This is a genomic window from Acidimicrobiales bacterium (assembly GCA_033344915.1).
Classification (GTDB): Bacteria; Actinomycetota; Acidimicrobiia; order Acidimicrobiales; family Aldehydirespiratoraceae; genus JAJRXC01.
Map to the genome: position 1 here is coordinate 2,030,789 of JAWPML010000001.1, position 15,985 is coordinate 2,046,773.

17 protein-coding genes are annotated in these 15,985 nt (G+C 70.2%); 6 read left to right on the top strand and 11 right to left on the bottom strand.

All coding sequences use genetic code 11. From position 1 onward, the window contains the following. Positions 1-223: 223 nt before the first annotated feature. Genes R8F63_09880 through R8F63_09895 form a run of 4 tightly spaced genes read left to right on the top strand, consistent with a single transcriptional unit; the run spans position 224 to position 5,349 of the window. Positions 224-1,888: an ABC transporter ATP-binding protein gene (locus tag R8F63_09880; protein ID MDW3218908.1), complete on the top strand. Its 1,665-nt coding sequence runs from the start codon at positions 224-226 to the stop codon at positions 1,886-1,888. Next, complete coding sequence (locus tag R8F63_09885) at positions 1,888-3,801, top strand: ABC transporter ATP-binding protein (GenBank protein MDW3218909.1); 1,914 nt, start codon at positions 1,888-1,890, stop codon at positions 3,799-3,801. The genes R8F63_09880 and R8F63_09885 overlap by 1 nt, the downstream gene beginning before the upstream one ends. After that, positions 3,798-4,517, top strand: a complete 720-nt coding sequence (locus R8F63_09890; protein MDW3218910.1) for a sulfite exporter TauE/SafE family protein — start codon at positions 3,798-3,800, stop codon at positions 4,515-4,517. The genes R8F63_09885 and R8F63_09890 overlap by 4 nt, the downstream gene beginning before the upstream one ends. A gap of 4 nt (positions 4,518-4,521) precedes the next feature. Further along, positions 4,522-5,349, top strand: coding sequence for an ATP-binding cassette domain-containing protein (locus tag R8F63_09895; GenBank protein MDW3218911.1), 828 nt, complete (start codon positions 4,522-4,524; stop codon positions 5,347-5,349). Here R8F63_09895 and R8F63_09900 read toward each other — a convergent pair. The 3 genes from R8F63_09900 to R8F63_09910 all read right to left on the bottom strand — a co-directional run bounded on the left by R8F63_09900 (position 5,298) and on the right by R8F63_09910 (position 8,216). Then, positions 5,298-5,939 carry a thiamine diphosphokinase gene (locus tag R8F63_09900; protein MDW3218912.1) on the bottom strand — a complete coding sequence of 214 codons (642 nt, stop codon included), beginning with the start codon at positions 5,937-5,939 and terminating at the stop codon, positions 5,298-5,300. The two genes, R8F63_09895 and R8F63_09900, sit on opposite strands and share 52 nt — an antisense overlap. A 24-nt stretch (positions 5,940-5,963) precedes the next feature. After that, the gene (locus R8F63_09905) at positions 5,964-6,845 is read right to left on the bottom strand and encodes a serine protease (GenBank protein ID MDW3218913.1); all 882 of its coding nucleotides are present in this window, start codon (positions 6,843-6,845) and stop codon (positions 5,964-5,966) included. 66 nt (positions 6,846-6,911) lie between these two features. Continuing rightward, positions 6,912-8,216 carry a M23 family metallopeptidase gene (locus R8F63_09910; protein MDW3218914.1) on the bottom strand — a complete coding sequence of 435 codons (1,305 nt, stop codon included), beginning with the start codon at positions 8,214-8,216 and terminating at the stop codon, positions 6,912-6,914. A gap of 63 nt (positions 8,217-8,279) precedes the next feature. Here R8F63_09910 and R8F63_09915 point away from each other — a divergent pair, with 63 nt between their 5' ends. Next, positions 8,280-9,059, top strand: a complete 780-nt coding sequence (locus tag R8F63_09915; GenBank protein ID MDW3218915.1) for a dienelactone hydrolase family protein — start codon at positions 8,280-8,282, stop codon at positions 9,057-9,059. On the opposite strand, the gene R8F63_09920 is transcribed toward R8F63_09915, so the two are convergent. The 7 genes from R8F63_09920 to R8F63_09950 form a co-directional block, all read right to left on the bottom strand. Further along, positions 9,056-10,381, bottom strand: a complete 1,326-nt coding sequence (locus R8F63_09920; protein MDW3218916.1) for a hypothetical protein — start codon at positions 10,379-10,381, stop codon at positions 9,056-9,058. The genes R8F63_09915 and R8F63_09920 overlap by 4 nt on opposite strands. A gap of 13 nt (positions 10,382-10,394) precedes the next feature. Then, positions 10,395-10,739, bottom strand: coding sequence for a hypothetical protein (locus R8F63_09925; protein MDW3218917.1), 345 nt, complete (start codon positions 10,737-10,739; stop codon positions 10,395-10,397). Next, positions 10,736-11,707: a hypothetical protein gene (locus R8F63_09930; GenBank protein ID MDW3218918.1), complete on the bottom strand. Its 972-nt coding sequence runs from the start codon at positions 11,705-11,707 to the stop codon at positions 10,736-10,738. The genes R8F63_09925 and R8F63_09930 overlap by 4 nt, the downstream gene beginning before the upstream one ends. Before the next feature lie 67 nt (positions 11,708-11,774). After that, the gene (locus R8F63_09935) at positions 11,775-12,152 is read right to left on the bottom strand and encodes a hypothetical protein (GenBank protein MDW3218919.1); all 378 of its coding nucleotides are present in this window, start codon (positions 12,150-12,152) and stop codon (positions 11,775-11,777) included. A gap of 151 nt (positions 12,153-12,303) precedes the next feature. Beyond that, complete coding sequence (locus R8F63_09940) at positions 12,304-12,684, bottom strand: DUF6285 domain-containing protein (protein ID MDW3218920.1); 381 nt, start codon at positions 12,682-12,684, stop codon at positions 12,304-12,306. After that, a complete protein-coding gene (locus tag R8F63_09945; protein ID MDW3218921.1) occupies positions 12,681-13,625 on the bottom strand; it encodes a phosphotransferase family protein in 945 nt (314 codons plus the stop codon). The genes R8F63_09940 and R8F63_09945 overlap by 4 nt, the downstream gene beginning before the upstream one ends. Continuing rightward, the gene (locus tag R8F63_09950) at positions 13,622-14,650 is read right to left on the bottom strand and encodes a hypothetical protein (protein MDW3218922.1); all 1,029 of its coding nucleotides are present in this window, start codon (positions 14,648-14,650) and stop codon (positions 13,622-13,624) included. Before R8F63_09950 ends, R8F63_09945 begins: the two co-directional genes overlap by 4 nt. A 61-nt stretch (positions 14,651-14,711) precedes the next feature. On the opposite strand from R8F63_09950, the gene R8F63_09955 reads away from it, so the two are divergent. Then, a complete protein-coding gene (locus tag R8F63_09955; protein MDW3218923.1) occupies positions 14,712-15,413 on the top strand; it encodes a PIG-L deacetylase family protein in 702 nt (233 codons plus the stop codon). A gap of 20 nt (positions 15,414-15,433) precedes the next feature. Here R8F63_09955 and R8F63_09960 read toward each other — a convergent pair whose 3' ends face one another. Continuing rightward, positions 15,434-15,955 (bottom strand): hypothetical protein, encoded by a 522-nt coding sequence (locus R8F63_09960; protein ID MDW3218924.1) that lies wholly within the window; start codon positions 15,953-15,955, stop codon positions 15,434-15,436. Positions 15,956-15,985: the final 30 nt, after the last annotated feature.

Sequence of the window (15,985 nt, forward strand, 5' to 3'; positions counted from 1 at the left end):
CGGAACTCCTCAGTCGATCTGCGTCATCGGAAAATGTACCCGTAGGTTGGAGCGAATGTCGTCGCTCGCCACCACCCCCGTCTCCCCGGACGGTCGGGTGCGCCCTTCGACTCACAGCCGATTCGACCCTCCACGCAGGCGGATCGACCCCGATCCGTCGAGGACGTGGCTCCGACGGCTGGCTCCGGTCGTCTGGTCGCAGAAGCCGCTCTTCTTGTTCGGCGTGACCTGCGGCCTGCTCTCGACGGCCGCGACCGTCTTCGTCCCGCTCACCGTGGGCATGGGCATCGACGCGGTTCGGGACAAGGACGATGTCACGCCGTTCGTCGTCGCCCTGTTCGTCCTCGCCGCCTGCCGCTTCGGGTTTGGCTTCGGGTACCGCTTCAGCCTGTTCCGGGCGGCGCACCGCATCGAGGCGGACCTGCGGAACCTGATCTACAACCGGCTCACGGAGCTGTCGTTCGGCTACTGGGATCGCATCCAGAGTGGGCAGGTGATCAGCCGGGCCAACACCGACATCCGGTCGATCCAGCTGTTGTTCTCGTTCGGGCCGCTCATCGCGATGCAGGTCGTCCTGTTGGGCTTCGCCCTCGTGGTCATGGTCTCGATCAACCTCGGTCTCACCGCCGTCGCGCTGGCGCCGTTGCCGTTCGTGTTCGTCATCGGCATCGTGCTCCGCAACCGGATCTTCCCGCTGTCGTGGATCGTCCAGGCCCGCCAGGCGGACGTCGCGACGATCGTGGACGAGAACATCCAGGGCACGCGGGTCGTCAAGGCCTTCGCCCAGGAGAAGCGTCAGGTTCAACTGCTCGCCGCCGCCGCCCGCCGACTGCGATGGGCGGCCACCTCGGTGGCGGACACCCGGGCGCGCTACGCCCCGGCGATGGAGGCCTTCCCCCGGCTCGGACTGGCGCTCGTCCTGCTCTACGGCGGGCTCGAGGCGATCGACGGCAACCTCGAGATCGGTTCCCTCGTCGCGTTCAGCGCCTACGTGGTCCTCCTCGCGACCCCGTTCCGGATGGTCGGCTTCATGCTGCTCCAGTGGCAGCGGGCGTCGGCCGCCTCGGTGCGCGTCTTCGAGATCCTCGACGAACCGCCCGCGATCGTCGATCCACCGGACCCCGTCCGCCTCCCGGACCCGATCGGCGCCATCCGTTTCGAGAACGTGTCGTTCGCGTACCCCGTGTCGGACGGTACCGAGGTGCTCCGATCGCTCAGCTTCTCGATCGAGCCGGGCGAGACCGTCGCCATCGTCGGGTCCACGGGCTCGGGCAAGTCCACCATCGCCCGCCTCCTCCCCCGCTTCTACGACGTCGACGACGGCATCGTGTCGGTCGACGGCCACGACGTGCGCACGCTGTCCGTCGCCGACCTGCGCAACGCCGTCAACGTGGTGACCGACGACCCGTTCCTCTTCGCGACGAGCGTGTTCGACAATGTCGCGTTCGCCCGCCCCGACGCCGAGGAACACATCGTCCGCGCCGCGATCGACGACGCCGCGGCCGGCGACTTCGTCGAGGACCTCCCTGACGGCATCGACACCGAGATCGGCGAGCGTGGCCTCACCCTCTCCGGCGGTCAACGGCAACGACTCGCCCTCGCCCGGGCGCTGCTGGCGGACCCGAAGATCCTGATCCTCGATGACGCGACGAGCGCGATCGACGTCGCGGTCGAGGAACGGATCCACGATGCGATCGAACGACGCGGAGTCGATCGCACGACGATCCTGATCGCCCACCGCCTCTCGACGATCGCGCTCGCCGACCGGGTCCTCCTCATCGACGACGGTCGGGTGGTCGCCTCCGGCGGCCACCACGAGCTCCTGGCGACCGACCCGCGCTATGCCGCGATCCTCGCCGACACCACCGACGACGGAGGCGACGCCTGATGTTCGCGGTCGGCGGCGGGTTCTCCCCGGGCAGTGGCCCCACCTCGATGCAGGCCAACGCGGCCGCGGGCCTGCCCCACGCCGACGTGCCGGGGAACCTGCGCAAAAAGGTCGAGGCCGTTCTCGAGCACGAGCCCGAGCACCATGTCGCCGAGGTGCCGTGGACCCACGACGAATGGGACCGCCGGCCGTTCACCCTGCGCGGGTTCCTCTGGCCGCATCGTTGGCGGCTCGGCGGCGCCATCGTGCTCGTCCTCGTCGAGACGATCGCCCTGCTCGTCGGACCGGTGCTGACCCAGATCGGCATCGACGACGGGATCAACGCCCGCAACAAGAACGTGCTCGTGGTCGCAGCCGTCGTCTATGTCGGCGCGGTGATCCTCTCGGCATTCCTCGGCTACGCCCGGGTCAGCTACACGGGTCGCCTCGGCGAACGGCTCAACGAGAACCTGCGCATCCGGGTCTTCAGCCACATGCAGCGCCAGGGCGTCGACTTCCACACGGAGGAGAAGGCCGGCGTCCTCCTCACCCGCATGACGTCGGACATCGAAGCGCTCGCGGTGCTCTTCCAGGAGGGCATCGTCAACCTGCTCGTGCAGGTCTTCACGCTGCTGGTGATCACCACGGCCCTGTTCGTCTACGACCCGCTCCTCGCGATCATCACCCTCGCGGTCGCGATCCCGCCCACACTCGCGACGTCGTTCTGGTTCCGCGGGGTTTCGGCCCGTCGCTACCTCCGGGTGCGCGACCGCATCGCCGCGCTGCTGTCGGATCTGCAGGAGTCGCTCGCCGGTATCCGCGTGATCACGGCCCACAACCGGCGCGCCGTCAACATCGCCCGCCACCGCGACGTCGTCGGTGACCATCGCGACGCCGGCATCGCCGCGGCGAAAGCCAACTCCACCTTCGCCCCGGCCACCGAGTTCATCGGCATCTGCACCCAGGCCGTGCTGCTCGGCGTCGGGGCGGTCATGGTGAGCGACGGGCGGATCTCGGTCGGCGAGATGGCGGCCTTCCTGTTGTTCCTCACATCCTTCTTCGCCCCGATCCAGACCCTCGTCCAGCTCTACAACTCGTACCAGCAGGGCGGCGCCGCGATCGTCAAGCTGCGCGAGCTCCTCGGCACCGAGCCGTCGGTCGTGGAGAAGCCGGACGCCGCCGAGCTCCCGCCGATCCAGGGCGAGATCGAACTGCGCGACGTCACCTTCAGCTACACCCCCGGCCGGCCGGTGTTGCGCAACATCGATCTGCGGATCGCGCCCGGGGAAACGGTCGCGTTCGTCGGCGAGACCGGTGCGGGCAAGTCCACCGTCGCCCGCCTGCTCACCCGATTCCACGACCCCGATTCCGGCACGGTCACGATCGACGGGCACGACCTGCGCGACGTGACACTCACGAGCCTGCGGTCCCAGCTCGGCGTCGTCCCGCAGGAACCGTTCCTGTTCGCCGGCGTCGTGCGCGACAACGTCGCGTTCGCCCGACCCGATGCCACCGACGAGGAACTCCAGGCTGCGCTCACCGCGGTGGGCATCGACGATCTCGTCGCCCGGCTCGGCGGCCTCGACGCGGTCGTGCACGAGCGCGGCGCATCACTCTCCGCCGGCGAGCGTCAGCTCCTCGCGCTCGCCCGCGCCTTCGTGGCCCGGCCCCGGGTGCTGATCCTCGACGAGGCGACGTCGAACCTCGATCTCCAGAGCGAGTCCCAGGTCGAACGGGCCCTCGACGTCGTGCTGGAAGGCCGCACCGCGGTGATCATCGCCCACCGCCTCGCCACCGCCCGGCGGGCTGATCGCATCGCCGTCGTGCACGACGGCGAGATCGTCGAGCTCGGGTCGCACGACGAGCTCGTCTCCCACGAGGGTCGCTACGCGGCCATGTTCGCGACCTGGATCGCCCACGGCGGCGCCGAGTGAACGTCGACGCGGAGGTCGTGGTGCTGGCCGTGCTGGTCATGGCCATCGCCTCCACCGTGCAGGCCTCCGTCGGGTTCGGCGCCAACATGCTCGCGACGCCGGTGTTCGCCCTGCTCGACCCCGACCTCGTGCCGGGGCCGATCTTCGTGGCCACCGGAATCCTCACGTTCGCCACCGCCCTGCGCGAACGCGAGGGCGTCGACCGCGAAGTGGTCACCATCGCCACCGGCGGCCGCATCCCGGGCGCGATCGTCGGCGCGTTCGTCCTGGCCGCGGCCGACGACCGGGCCCTGCAACTCCTCGTCGGGGTCACGATCCTCGTCGCCGTCGTGCTGTCCACCGGCATCATCCACATCCGCGAGAACCGGCCGACCTACTTCGGTGCCGGCGTCGTGTCGGGCTTCGGTGCCACCACCGCCGCGATCGGCGGGCCACCGGTCGCCCTCACACTGCAACGCCGCAGCGGGCCCGAACTGCGCGCCACCATGGGCGCCTACTTCGCGATCGGCAGCCTCATCACCCTGCCGGCGATCGCCGCGGCCGGCCGACTCGGGTGGGCCGAGATCGCGGTCGGCGCCGCGCTCGTGCCGGGCGCCCTGCTCGGCTTCGTCGCCTCCGGGCCGCTGCGCAGCCATGTGGACGCCGGCCGGGTCCGTCCGCTGGTGCTCGGGCTCGCCGGGATTGCCGCCGTGATCCTGATCGTCCGTACGATCTGAGCCGATGGCCCACCCCGCTCCCGAGCCGGTCCTCCACCTCGAGGGCGTGCACCGCACCACCGACGGCGTCGAGATCCTGCGCGGCATCGACTGGCGGATCGACCCGGGCCAGCACTGGGTCGTGCTGGGCCCCAACGGCTGCGGGAAGACCACGCTGGTCCGCATCGCGTCCATGTGGCTCCATCCGTCCCAGGGCGAGGTCCGGGTGCTGGGCGAGCGCCTCGGGCGCACCGACGTTCGCACCCTGCGCCGCCGCGTCGGCTTCGCGTCCGCGTCGATGTCGGATCTGCTGCGGGGCGACCTGACCGTGCGGGACGTGGTCATGACCGCCCGCAACGCCGCGCTCGAACCGTGGTGGCACACCTACGACGAGCAGGACCACGAGTCCGCCCGGGCCGCCCTCGCTCGCGTCGGCATCGGCCACCTCGAGGAGCGCCGCTTCGGCGCCTGCTCGTCCGGCGAACGCCAGCGGGTACTCGTCGCCCGGGCCCTCTCGACCGAGCCGGGTCTCGTGCTCCTCGACGAGCCCACCGCCGCGCTCGATCTCGCCGGACGCGAACAGTTCGTGCGCATGCTGACCGAACTCGCCGGCGACCCGGCGACTCCACCGATGGCGCTCGTGACCCACCACGTCGAGGAGATCCCGGCCGGGTTCACCCATGCCCTGCTCGTGCGGGAGGGCCGGACGCTCGCCCAGGGCCCGCTCGACGAGGTGCTCACGTCGGAGCTGCTGTCGACCTGCTTCGACCTGCCGCTCACGCTCGAGCGGACCCGCGGTCGCTATGTCGCCTGGGCGGACGAGATCACGAGCACGACGCCCTCCTCCACCTGAACGGTCGGCGAGTCCGTCGTCACCTCGTTGGAGATGCCGCGCGCCGACAGGGAATCGAGCCGTTCGTCCGTCAACGACCAGCGCACGCCGCTGGTGGTCACGCGGGCCGCCCCGCCCATCGGTTGCAGGGCGACGGCGGCGCCCCGGTCCAGCGGCAGCGCGACCGCGCCGGACCCCGGGTGGACGACGAAGACCCGGTTGCGACCGACGAAGGCGCCGATCTCGGCGTCGTGCCAGCGGGACGACGCGATCACGGCGAGGTTCGCGAGTTGATGGTCGAGCCGACCGCCGGCGGCGAGGTGCACGGTGATGCGCGACGCGCCGCGGGCGCGCGCTTCGGCGAGGGCGAGCTCCAGGTCGGTCTCGTCCTTGTCCGACGAGACGCGGAGGACCTCGGCGCGACCCGCGACCGCTTCGAGGGCGGCCGCGCCGGCCGAGTCCAGATCGCCCACCACCAGGTCGACGTCCACTCCGGCCGCCAGCGCCACATCGAGACCGCCATCGGCACAGATCACGCAGTCGGCGGTGACCCGGCCGAGCGGCTCCGGGTCCGCGCCGGTCGCGATCACCTGCACGTGGAGTTCCGACACGCTGCCGACGTTATCGGGCGATGCTCACGCGGTGGCCGGGCACTCCCCCGGCACGAGCGCGGCGGCTGCGATGTCCGCGAGGTCCGGCAGGGCGACGACGAGCGCCGTCTCGCTCCGTGCCTCCTTGGCCACGACGAGACCGACCACGTCCCCGGAGTCGGCGATCGCCACTCCGCCGGAGATGCCGGCCCGGATCGCCACGTCGACGCCGATGATCTCGCCGGCACCGGCCTGTACCGCCGTCGTGACGTCGACGGGGACGGCTGCGCCGACCAGGACCGTCCGCGGGCCGCCGTCGGGATGGCCGACCAGCGTCACCGCATCGCCCGGCTCCGGCGCGCCTGCGAACTCGAGCGGTGCGGCCATCGGCGCGTCGACCTGCACGAGCGCCACGTCGCGCCCGTCGCCGAGGACGCCGAGGACCTCACCGGTGACGACGGTTCCCGCGTGGTCGATGCGCACGAGCGCGGCGTCGCCCACGACATGGGCCGCGGTCAGGATGAGCCCGTCGGCGACGACGACCCCCGACCCCACGCCGCGGCTGTCGCACACGGAGACAGAGACCTGCACGACCGTGAGGTGCTCCACCGAGGCCGGCGTGAGTACACCGTTGCGTTCGACGGACACGGCGTCGCCGATGTCGGTCGTCGATTCGTCGCTCGCCGGCGGACGCTCGATCTCGCCGGCGACCTCGGAACCTGCGTCGGGTAGCGGAGGCGGCGGTTCGGCCGCCTGCGTCGGCGGCGGCACGAGCGTCGCGACGCCGAGGCCGAGCACGAACAGCGCACCGGTCATCACCAGCGCCGCGCCGAGGAGCCGCTGCGTCGACCACGAGGTCGCGACCCGCAGCGGGTCCAACTCGCTCGTTTCCGGCCACTCTGCCGAGTCCTGCCACTCTCTGTGCATGATTCGCCCACTCCCAGTGGCAAATCCTAGTGGCGCGACTTCGCCGGTGTCAGGTCGGGAGAGCGGTCAGGAGAGATAGGGCGCCGGGTTGACGGCGACGCCGTCGATACGGATCTCCCAGTGCAGGTGGGGGCCCGTCGACCAACCCGTGCTGCCGACCCGACCGAGCACGTCGCCGCCGCTGATGGTGTCACCCGACGACACGAGCAGCTCGTCCTGATGGGCGTAGAGGGTCGTGAACCCGTCGCCGTGCGAGATCACCACGGTGTTGCCGTAGCCGCTCATCCAGCCGGCGGACAGGACGACGCCGGAGGCGGCCGCCGAGATGGGATCGCCGCGTGACGCGTTGAAGTCGATGCCGTAGTGGTTGCGGGTCGTGCCGAAGATGGGATGGACCCGGCTGCCGAACGAGCTGGTGATGACGCCGGGCACCGGGCGGTGGGTCACGGCGAAGGGCCCGAGGTCGGCCGGCGGCGCCGGGTCGTCCGGCTCGCCAGGATCATCGGGATCGCCGGGATCCGCCGGGGTGTCCGGGTCGGCATTCGCCTCTTCGTCCGCGAGGCGCTGGGCCTCCTCCTCGGCGAGACGGCGAGCTTCCTCCTCGGCGGCCTGCCGGGCCAACTCCGCCTCGAGCTCCTGGATCTGGCGCGCCACCGCCGCGTCAGCCGCCTCGATCTCGTCGCCCACGGCCTGCCACTCGGTGACGCGAACGGCGACCTGGGCGCGCAGCGCTTCGACCTCGGCCCGACTCTCGTCGAGTTCCGCGAGCCGCGCCGTCAGTTCGTCGTGGTGCGCCTGCGCCTCATCGGCGGCGGCCTGCGCCCGGCGCTCGGCCTCGTCCTGCGCGGCCTGGGCGACCCGGAGATCGTCGAGGAGCTCGTACTCGTCGCCGACGACCTCGTCGATGTAGGACCGCTTCAGCTCGGCGTCCAGCAGGTTGCCGCTGTCGAGCTCCTCGAGCGTGTCGAGCTGGGGGGCCACGAACGCGTTCACGACCGCCCGCTGGAGCCGGCTGCGGATGTCCGTCATCTCGTCGCCGAGTGCGGCGGCATCGGCCGCGGCTCGCTCGGCCCGCTCCTCGGCATCGGCGATGGCGTCCTCGGCCGACGCCACCCGGCCCTCCTGAAGGGCGATGTGAGCGTCGAGCGCGTCGATGGCGTCCTGCAGCTCCTGGTCCTCCGCGGCGAGGGCATCCAGTTCGGCGGCGACGTCGGCGGCGTCGCGGCGGATGTCCTCGCGCTGTTGGCGGAGGTCGTCGACGTCGCCCTCGTCCTGCGCGGCGGCGAGACCGAACCCGAACAGGATGCTCACGAGCGCGGCGCCCGCGAAGGCAACCGCGATGGGACGGGGCGACGGGCGACGGTCACGCATAGCGGCGTGATCGTAACAGAACCGCAATAAAATCCAGTGGCGGGGCCGGACAGGATGCTCGCCATGGCTCTTGCGGACTTCCGGATCGAATCGTTCTCCCACAACGGGATCACCCACGACGTGTACCGCCGGGGCGACGGGCCGTGCGTGCTCGTCGTCGCCGAGATCCCGGGCATCACGCCCGAAGTGATCCGGTTCGCCGAGGAGTGCCTCGCGGCCGGCCTCTCCGTCGCCATGCCGTCGATGTTCGGCGAGCCGGGCAAGGCGCCGACCACCGCCTACGCCCTGAAGTCGATCGTGAAGTCGTGCGTGAGCAGCGAGTTCCGGGCGATGGCGACGCGCGACGAGGCACCGGCGACCGAGTGGTTGCGCGGCCTCGCCCGCACGATGCACGAGGAACACGGCGGCCCCGGCGTCGGTTTCGTCGGCATGTGCTTCACCGGCGGGTTCGGGCTCGCGATGCTCCTCGACGATGCGGTCGTCGCCCCGGTGCTCAGTCAGCCGTCGCTGCCGTTCGGCATCGGCAAGAAGCGCAAGGCCAGCGTCGCCCTCGACGCGAAGCAGCTCGCCGCCGTCGCCGAGCGGGCCGCCGAGGGGTGCGCGGTCATGGGCCTCCGCTTCACCGGCGATCCGCTGGTGCCCGCCGAGCGGTTCGCCACGCTGCGCGACGCGCTGGGCGAGAACTTCATCGGCGTCGAGATCACCTCGCCGGACGAGACCCACGACATCGGCAAGCGTTCCCACAGCGTGCTCACCGAGGACCGTCGCGACACCGAAGGCCACCCCACCAAGGAGGCCTTCGAGCAGGTCATGGCGTTCCTGACCAACCGCCTCGCGGGCTAGGCCCCCAACAAGAGGAACAGACCGGCGACGGTGTAGACGACCATCACGCCGAGCATCGGGTATTGCGATCGCACCGCCAGATCGTGGGGATAGCGGGTGATCGCCCGGTCGTGGGCGGCGGCGACGGCCAGGACGTGACCGATCGCGATGGCGAGCGTCTGCACCCACGCGATGACGTCGGGCGACACGAGCAGCCAGTCGATCGAGTAGTCCTTCGTCCCGAAGATGTCCCAGCCCCGCCCGTACGGGTCGCTGATCTGGATGAACATCCGCTGTCCGTCGAGCACGAGAAGGCTGAAGTAGTGGGCGACCGCGTACGCCGCGGCGATGGGCACGAGTGAGGGCCCGAACGCCGAGGCGAGATCCCGCTCCGCATCGCCGGTGATCGACGCCATGATGCTGACGGCGAGCATGTAGACGAGCCACACGGCGACGATGATGACAAGGAGGCCGAGCGTCTGGATGAGGGTGAGGCCCCAGCCGGTCGCGTCGCCACTGATGTCGAACCAGAACGAACTGCGGCTGAACCCGTCGAACGTCGTCGAGCCGAGCACCACCACGATGAAGGCGACCGTGCCGGCCGGGTTCGGCATCGTGGCGACGCCGGCGAGCGGGGGCCGGATCCGGAAGCGCCGGTCCTCGTCCAGATGGAAGATCGCCATCGCCGAGAGCTTGGTGAACAACACCGCGAATCCATCGGCGCGCCGCACCCAGCCCCGGCCGTGCACGGCCGCACCGGCGAGCATCACGGCGCTGTAGAGCGTGAGGTAGACGCCGATCGAGCGGGGCGCCGATGCCGAGTGATAGGCGAGCTCGTACCAGAGGTACGAGAAGATCGCGACGACGGCCGGCCACACCGGTCCGGCCCCGCGATCGATGGGTGAGATCTCGGTCTGCGTCACCCTGGCCTTCACCCAGGCCGCCGTGTCGGCGATGGTGACGTAGGGGTTGAACGCTCGCCAGACGTCACCGAAGACGGCCGAGACGAACTGGAGTCCGACCCAGAACCAGATCAGGAACGCATCGCCGGAGATGTTGACCGCGAAGTTGGTGTTGCCCCACCACGCAGCCGACAGCACCACGCCGAAGAGGAACAGGCCGACCAGCTTGAGCAGCACCTCGACGATCCGGAAGAGCGGCCCGAGGGCGGAGAAGAGGACGCGTCCCCGTGCCGCGGCGGCGAGGTGGGGGCGTTCCCAGAAGGCGCCGAGCGCGACGAACGAGATCGCGACCGAGAACCCGGCCGCCCAGGCCAGCTGCCACACGGGCAGAGGCAGATCCGTCCGGCCGCCGATGCCGTGGCCGAGGAGCTGCGCGATCATGCGCCTTCTCCGGTCACGAGACGGTCATCCGCAGGAGCAGGCGCCCGGAGCCCTCGAGTTCGACCTCGAAGGTGCCGGGTATCAACGCGTCGAAGGTGAGGTCTTCCTCGCCCTCGAGGATGTAGAGGTCGTAGCCGTGCACGTGGACGTCGTCGCCGGCGTCACCGGCAATCGTGATCTGGATACGGTCGCCGAGGCCCACCGACTCCTGGCGGGACCCGCCGACCAGCTCGCCGTCCTCGAAGTCGAGCATGATCGCGCCGTCGTCACCGCCCCCGCCGCCGTCGTCACCGCACCCGCTCGCGAGCAGGGCGATGACGATGGCGACCAGACCCACGATCCGGGCCGGGCGACTCACGACGCGACCGTCACGGTGGCGGAGGCGGCCACCGGCTCACCGTCGATCTCGTAGGGCATGTGATCGTTGGTGTACGCCACGACGGTGATCTCGACGTCTCCCGCCGGCAGGGCGGCGATGTGCGTCGCCGGACCGTAGAGACGGCCGAGCTTCTGCCCGTTGGCGTAGATGTGCAGATGACCTTCACCGGCGACATGGTCGCCGTTCACGTGCTCGGGCGACAAGGTCATGCCGTCGACCGCGATGAACGCGTTCCAGCCCGACTTCGGGTCGACCTCGACGGCGAGCGCCAGCGAAACCGGATCGCCGGTCCACTCGACCGCCGCCGGATCGTCGTGTGAATGCTCGTCGTGGGCGTGCTCGGGCACCGTGAACGTCGTCGTCGCCCGTAGCAGCTCTCCGTCGACGGCATAGGCGCGGTGGTCGTTGGCGGAGAGCTCGACCGCGACCTCGACATCACCCTCCGGCACGCCGGCGTAGTAGATCGAGTCGTTGTAGAAGCGCAGGGCCTTCTCCCCGTCGAGGTAGAGGTGATAGTGGCCCTCGCCCTCCACATGGTCGGTGGACGCGGCCTCGGGGTTCACCGTGTAGTCGGTGCTGGTCACATGGACGTTGATGCCGCCGGCCGGATCGGCCTCGACGTCGATCGCGATGGTGGGCACGACGTCGCCGGTGAACTCGACGGCTTCGCCGTGGTCGTGGCCACCGTCGTCGCCCATGTCGCCGTCGGCCATGCCGTCGTCATCGGTGTGGGTGCCGTCGTCGTCGTGGCTGTGTTCGCCGTCGTCGGCCATGTCGTCGTCCGCCATGCCATCAGCCATGTCGTCGGCGGTGTCGTCGCCGCCGACGTCGTCGGTGACATCACCGGGAGCGACATCGGTGTCGGCATCGTCGTCGCCGCAGGCCGCGGCGATCAGGGTGAGGGTCAGGAAGGCAGCGAGCAGCCGCCAGAACGCGCGTGAGCGCATGAGTGGATCTCCAGTCGTTCGTTCGTACTCGTCGTGTGCGGTCCCCGGCCGTGCCGGGGTGCAGGCCTCAGCGCGAGACGACGGGTGGACCGCGGCGACCGACGCCGGCGGGAACGAAGGCGACACGGGGACGTTGCGCCACTGCGGCCGGGGCCCAACCGGGTGCCGGCGCGACGAGCGAAATCGAGGGGGCGAGCGAGGCCAGCAGGGTCGACCACGCGTCGATGACGCCGGAGCGCAACGTGCGAGCGAGGCGGAAGACGAGCGCGCCCGTGATGACACCGCCGAGCACGGCGGGAATGCCGACGAGCGCCGCAGCCGGGTCCGTCGTGGACGCGATGTCGGCGACGAGCGCCGTCGACGTGACCGACAGCACCGGAATCGCGAGCAGCCCGAGGATCATCCATACAGCCCGAGCGGCGTCAGCGTGGCGGTGCTCCCTCACGACCCCCACGGTACCAACCCCCCATACCTTCTGGTGTCAGACCCCCGTACCTTCTCGGCCACGAAAGCGCCCGTTACCCGCGCTTCACCTGGGGTCTGACCCCCGCTTCACCTCGCCCGCTGAGATGGGACGGGACTCTGACCCCGGCGTCTCAACTCTCGAGGGAGGGGTCGCGGTAGCGGGGGTTGGCGACGGCGAGTTTGGCGAGGGTCGTCGTCCACAGGGCGGCGGCGAGTTCGGCGTGGCGGGCGTCGAGCGAGCCCGCCCGGATGGCCGCGCTCAGGTCGGCCTCCGATGCCACGCCGAAGGCCGCGAGCATCTCGGCGTGGGCGGCCGCGTCCTCGGGCAATGCGCTGATCTCCCGCTCGGCGATGGCGAGGGCATTCGCCGCCACCCGCAGCAGGAAGCGGTCCCGCCCCTCGCTGCGGGGGCCGAGGTCATCGGCGAGGTAGGTCCGTACCGCGGCGACCAGTTCGGCGGCCGACGGCACGTCGTGCGGCCAGTTGTCGCGAGGCGGCGGACGATCGGTCATGCCGCCAGCTCCGGTCGGAGCAGGAGCAGGATGTCGTACTCGTTCTCGACGACGCGGCGACCGATGGCCGCCTGTTCCATGGACGGCGACGCGCCCGACCGGTACTCGGCCCCCATGAACATCGTGATGACACCCCACCGCAGCGTGGCGAGCACCTCCCACCAGCGCAGCGTCTCCAGCGGGATCTCCCGCCCGCCCGCGGCCACGTAGGCCGCCACCAGGTCTTCCCGCGTCCCGATGCCGCCGACGGCGCCGTCGCCGCCGAAGCGCCACGCCCGGGCGCAGAGCCAGCCGAGATCCTCGGCCGGGTCGCCGCGATGGGCGAGCTCCCAGTCGAGCACGGCGGTCAGCCCCGACGCGCCGACCAGCAGGTTGCCCATCCGGAAGTCGCCGTGGACGACCGTGGGCGTGCCCATCGCCGGCCGATTGTCGTCGAGCCAGCGGAACGCCAGCTCGAACACCGGGTGCGGATCGCCGATCAGGTCGAAGGTGGACCGCTGCGCCGCCACCGGATCCTCCAGCAGCGCCAGGAAGCCCTCGACGGGTGCCGGGTCGAGGGCATGGATCGCCGCCAACTCCCGACCGCAGTCCGCGACGAAGCACGACCGGGCCGCGGCGAACTCGTCGTCGCGCAGGATCTTGCGGGCGATCGACTCACCCTCCACCCGCTCGGAGATCGTGAAGCTCGGTCCGATCGGATGGTCGCCGCTCGCCGACGACCGCACGATCTCGGGCACCGTCACTCCCCCGGCGTGCGCGTGGCGCAACAGCGCCGGTTCGTCGATCGGGTCGGTGAGACCGCCGGTGCGATTGCGCTGGAGGATCAGGGGACGACCGTCGACCGAGAACGACCACGTCTCGCGGCTGGCGCCGGCTGACAGGCGTCGGAGGTCGGTGATGTCGCCGCCCAACTCCTCGGCGAGCTGCTCCTCGAGGTTCACGACGGGACGTCGGCCCCGATCGGCCGACCGTCGACGACCTGATCGAGGTACTCGCTCATCCCCATGCCCTTGCGGCCGTTGCACTCGTAGCGGGTCATCGCCTCGGTGATGCGGGTGTGGAGCTGCTCGCCGTCGGGAGTCGTGCGCCGGTTGCGCAGCGGGATCATCGAGATGACGTCGCCCGTCACCTCGTACTCCTTGTGGTCGGTCTTCGCCCAGCACCGCATCGACGTCTGATAGTGGTTCTCGTCCCACTCTGACTCGATCGTGCAGTCACGGATGTGGTGATACTCGCCGTCCTCCAGGACCATGCCCGAGCGGCGGGTCTTCCCGTCGTTGTCCGTGATCGACAGCATCATCGCGAAGTCGGGCCCGAAGATCATCGGCAGCCAGCGGTACCAGCTCACGGCCTGCCAGTAGCGGGGGCCCCAGGACTTGTCGCGAAGGCCGAGACCGTCCATCTCGATGATCTCGTCACCGACCTGGATCGTGCCCGTGACCGCGGTGTGCTGCTCGTAGTGCGCCTTGGCGAAGCTCTTCTCCGAGTCAGTCTCGATCGGCGATCCGTCCTCGTACTGCGGGAGCCCGCCGTACATCGGGGAGACGCCGCGCACGTCGAGACGCACCTCGCACTCCACGAACGGGTTGGTCTTGAACGCCTCGCGGGGGTTCGCCATCTGCTCGGGCTCGTCGAGCAGACAGACTTTGCCGTCATAGTTGATCTTCAGGTGCTCGAACGGGGTGACGACGGCGATCTCGAGCCCGCCGGCCTTCATCTCGTCGTTGCTCGTGATCTCCGGCCGGCCGTAGAGGAACGCCACCCGCCCGCCGGGCAGATAGATGCACACGGTCATCTCCGCGTAACCCTCGTTGACCCGGTTGCCGATGCGGAACCAGGCCCCGACCTCACGCTCCAGGTCGAAGCCGTTGAGGTACATCGACTCGTTGTAGTTGGGTACCGGATCCGGTTCGTGGGTGTATTCGTCCTCGGGCTCGAGGACGGTGATGATCTTGCGGTCGGCCATGAGCGGACCCTACTTCTCGGCTGCCCCGGCCTCCCCATTTCCCGGTTCGTACACTGGCGCCATGCTCGACCCGCTCGACGAGGACTGGTCCGTGGCGCTGGCGGTCGTCGCCCACCCCGACGACATGGAGTACGGCGCCGCTGCCGCCGTGGCCCGGTGGACCGATCAGGGCAAGTCCGTCGTCTACTGCCTCGTCACCAAGGGCGAAGCCGGCATCGCCGGGATGGCGCCCGAGGTGGTCGGTCCGCTGCGCATGGCCGAACAGCACGCCTCGTGTGACGTCGTCGGCGTCACGGACGTCCGCTTCCTCGACCATCCCGACGGTCTCGTGGAGGAATCGACGGCCCTACGCCGCGACCTCACCGCGGTGATCCGCGACGTGCGCCCCGACGTCATCGTGTCGATCAACCATCGCGACTCGTGGGGCGGGCCGTCATGGAACCATGTCGACCATCGCGCCGTGGGCCGCGCCCTGCTCGACGCGGCCCGCGACGCCGGGAACGAGTGGATCTTCCCCGATGCCGGTCAGGCCTGGGACGGGGTGCGCTTCGTCGCCTTCAACGCCTCGCCCCAGGCGAGCCACACGGTCGACGTCACGAACACGATCGACCGCGGGATCGCGTCGCTCGAGTGTCATCGCACCTATCTCGACGCCCTCGCCGATCCGACCGACCCGGAGGCATTCCTGCGCGGCAACGCCGAGGCCGCGGCCCGCGACACGCCGTTCGATCTCGCCGCGACGTTCGAGATCGTCGTCGTCTGACTGGCGGGGCGGGCGGGGGCTCAGTCCTGTTCCGCTCCCTTGGCCAACACGGCCCGCAGGTCCTCGAGGCCACCCGGCAGCTCGATCGGCGGGTCGGGCAACTGCACCGCGCCCCGCTCGGCGAGCCACTCGTGGATCGACTTGTCGTCGTCCGACCACGACCGCGGGTCGCCCATCATCACCTCGTAGAGCTCGCATCCCTCGGGGCCCGCGACGAACGGTCCGAACGACGCACCGAGCGGCAGCTCGATGTGGCCGCCCACGCCGAGGGTGATGTCCTGACAGGTCAGCTCGCCCTTCAGCACCGTGAGCGTGTGGGGCGAGTAGTGCCCGTGGTGGCGGACGATCATTCCCGGATCCCAGCGGGCGAAGAGCGCGAGGTAGAGCGGCTCGACGGAGAATCCCACCCACTTCTCCCACACGTGTGACTCGCTGCCGTCGGCGTTGCGTTGGCTGCGAACGGGGATGAACGGGATCCCGTCATCCTCGGCGTTGACGTCGGTGAACTTCGGCTCGAGGCCTTCGATGCGTGGGGTGGACATGGGCGAGTTTCTAGCGTGCGGCACCAGGCT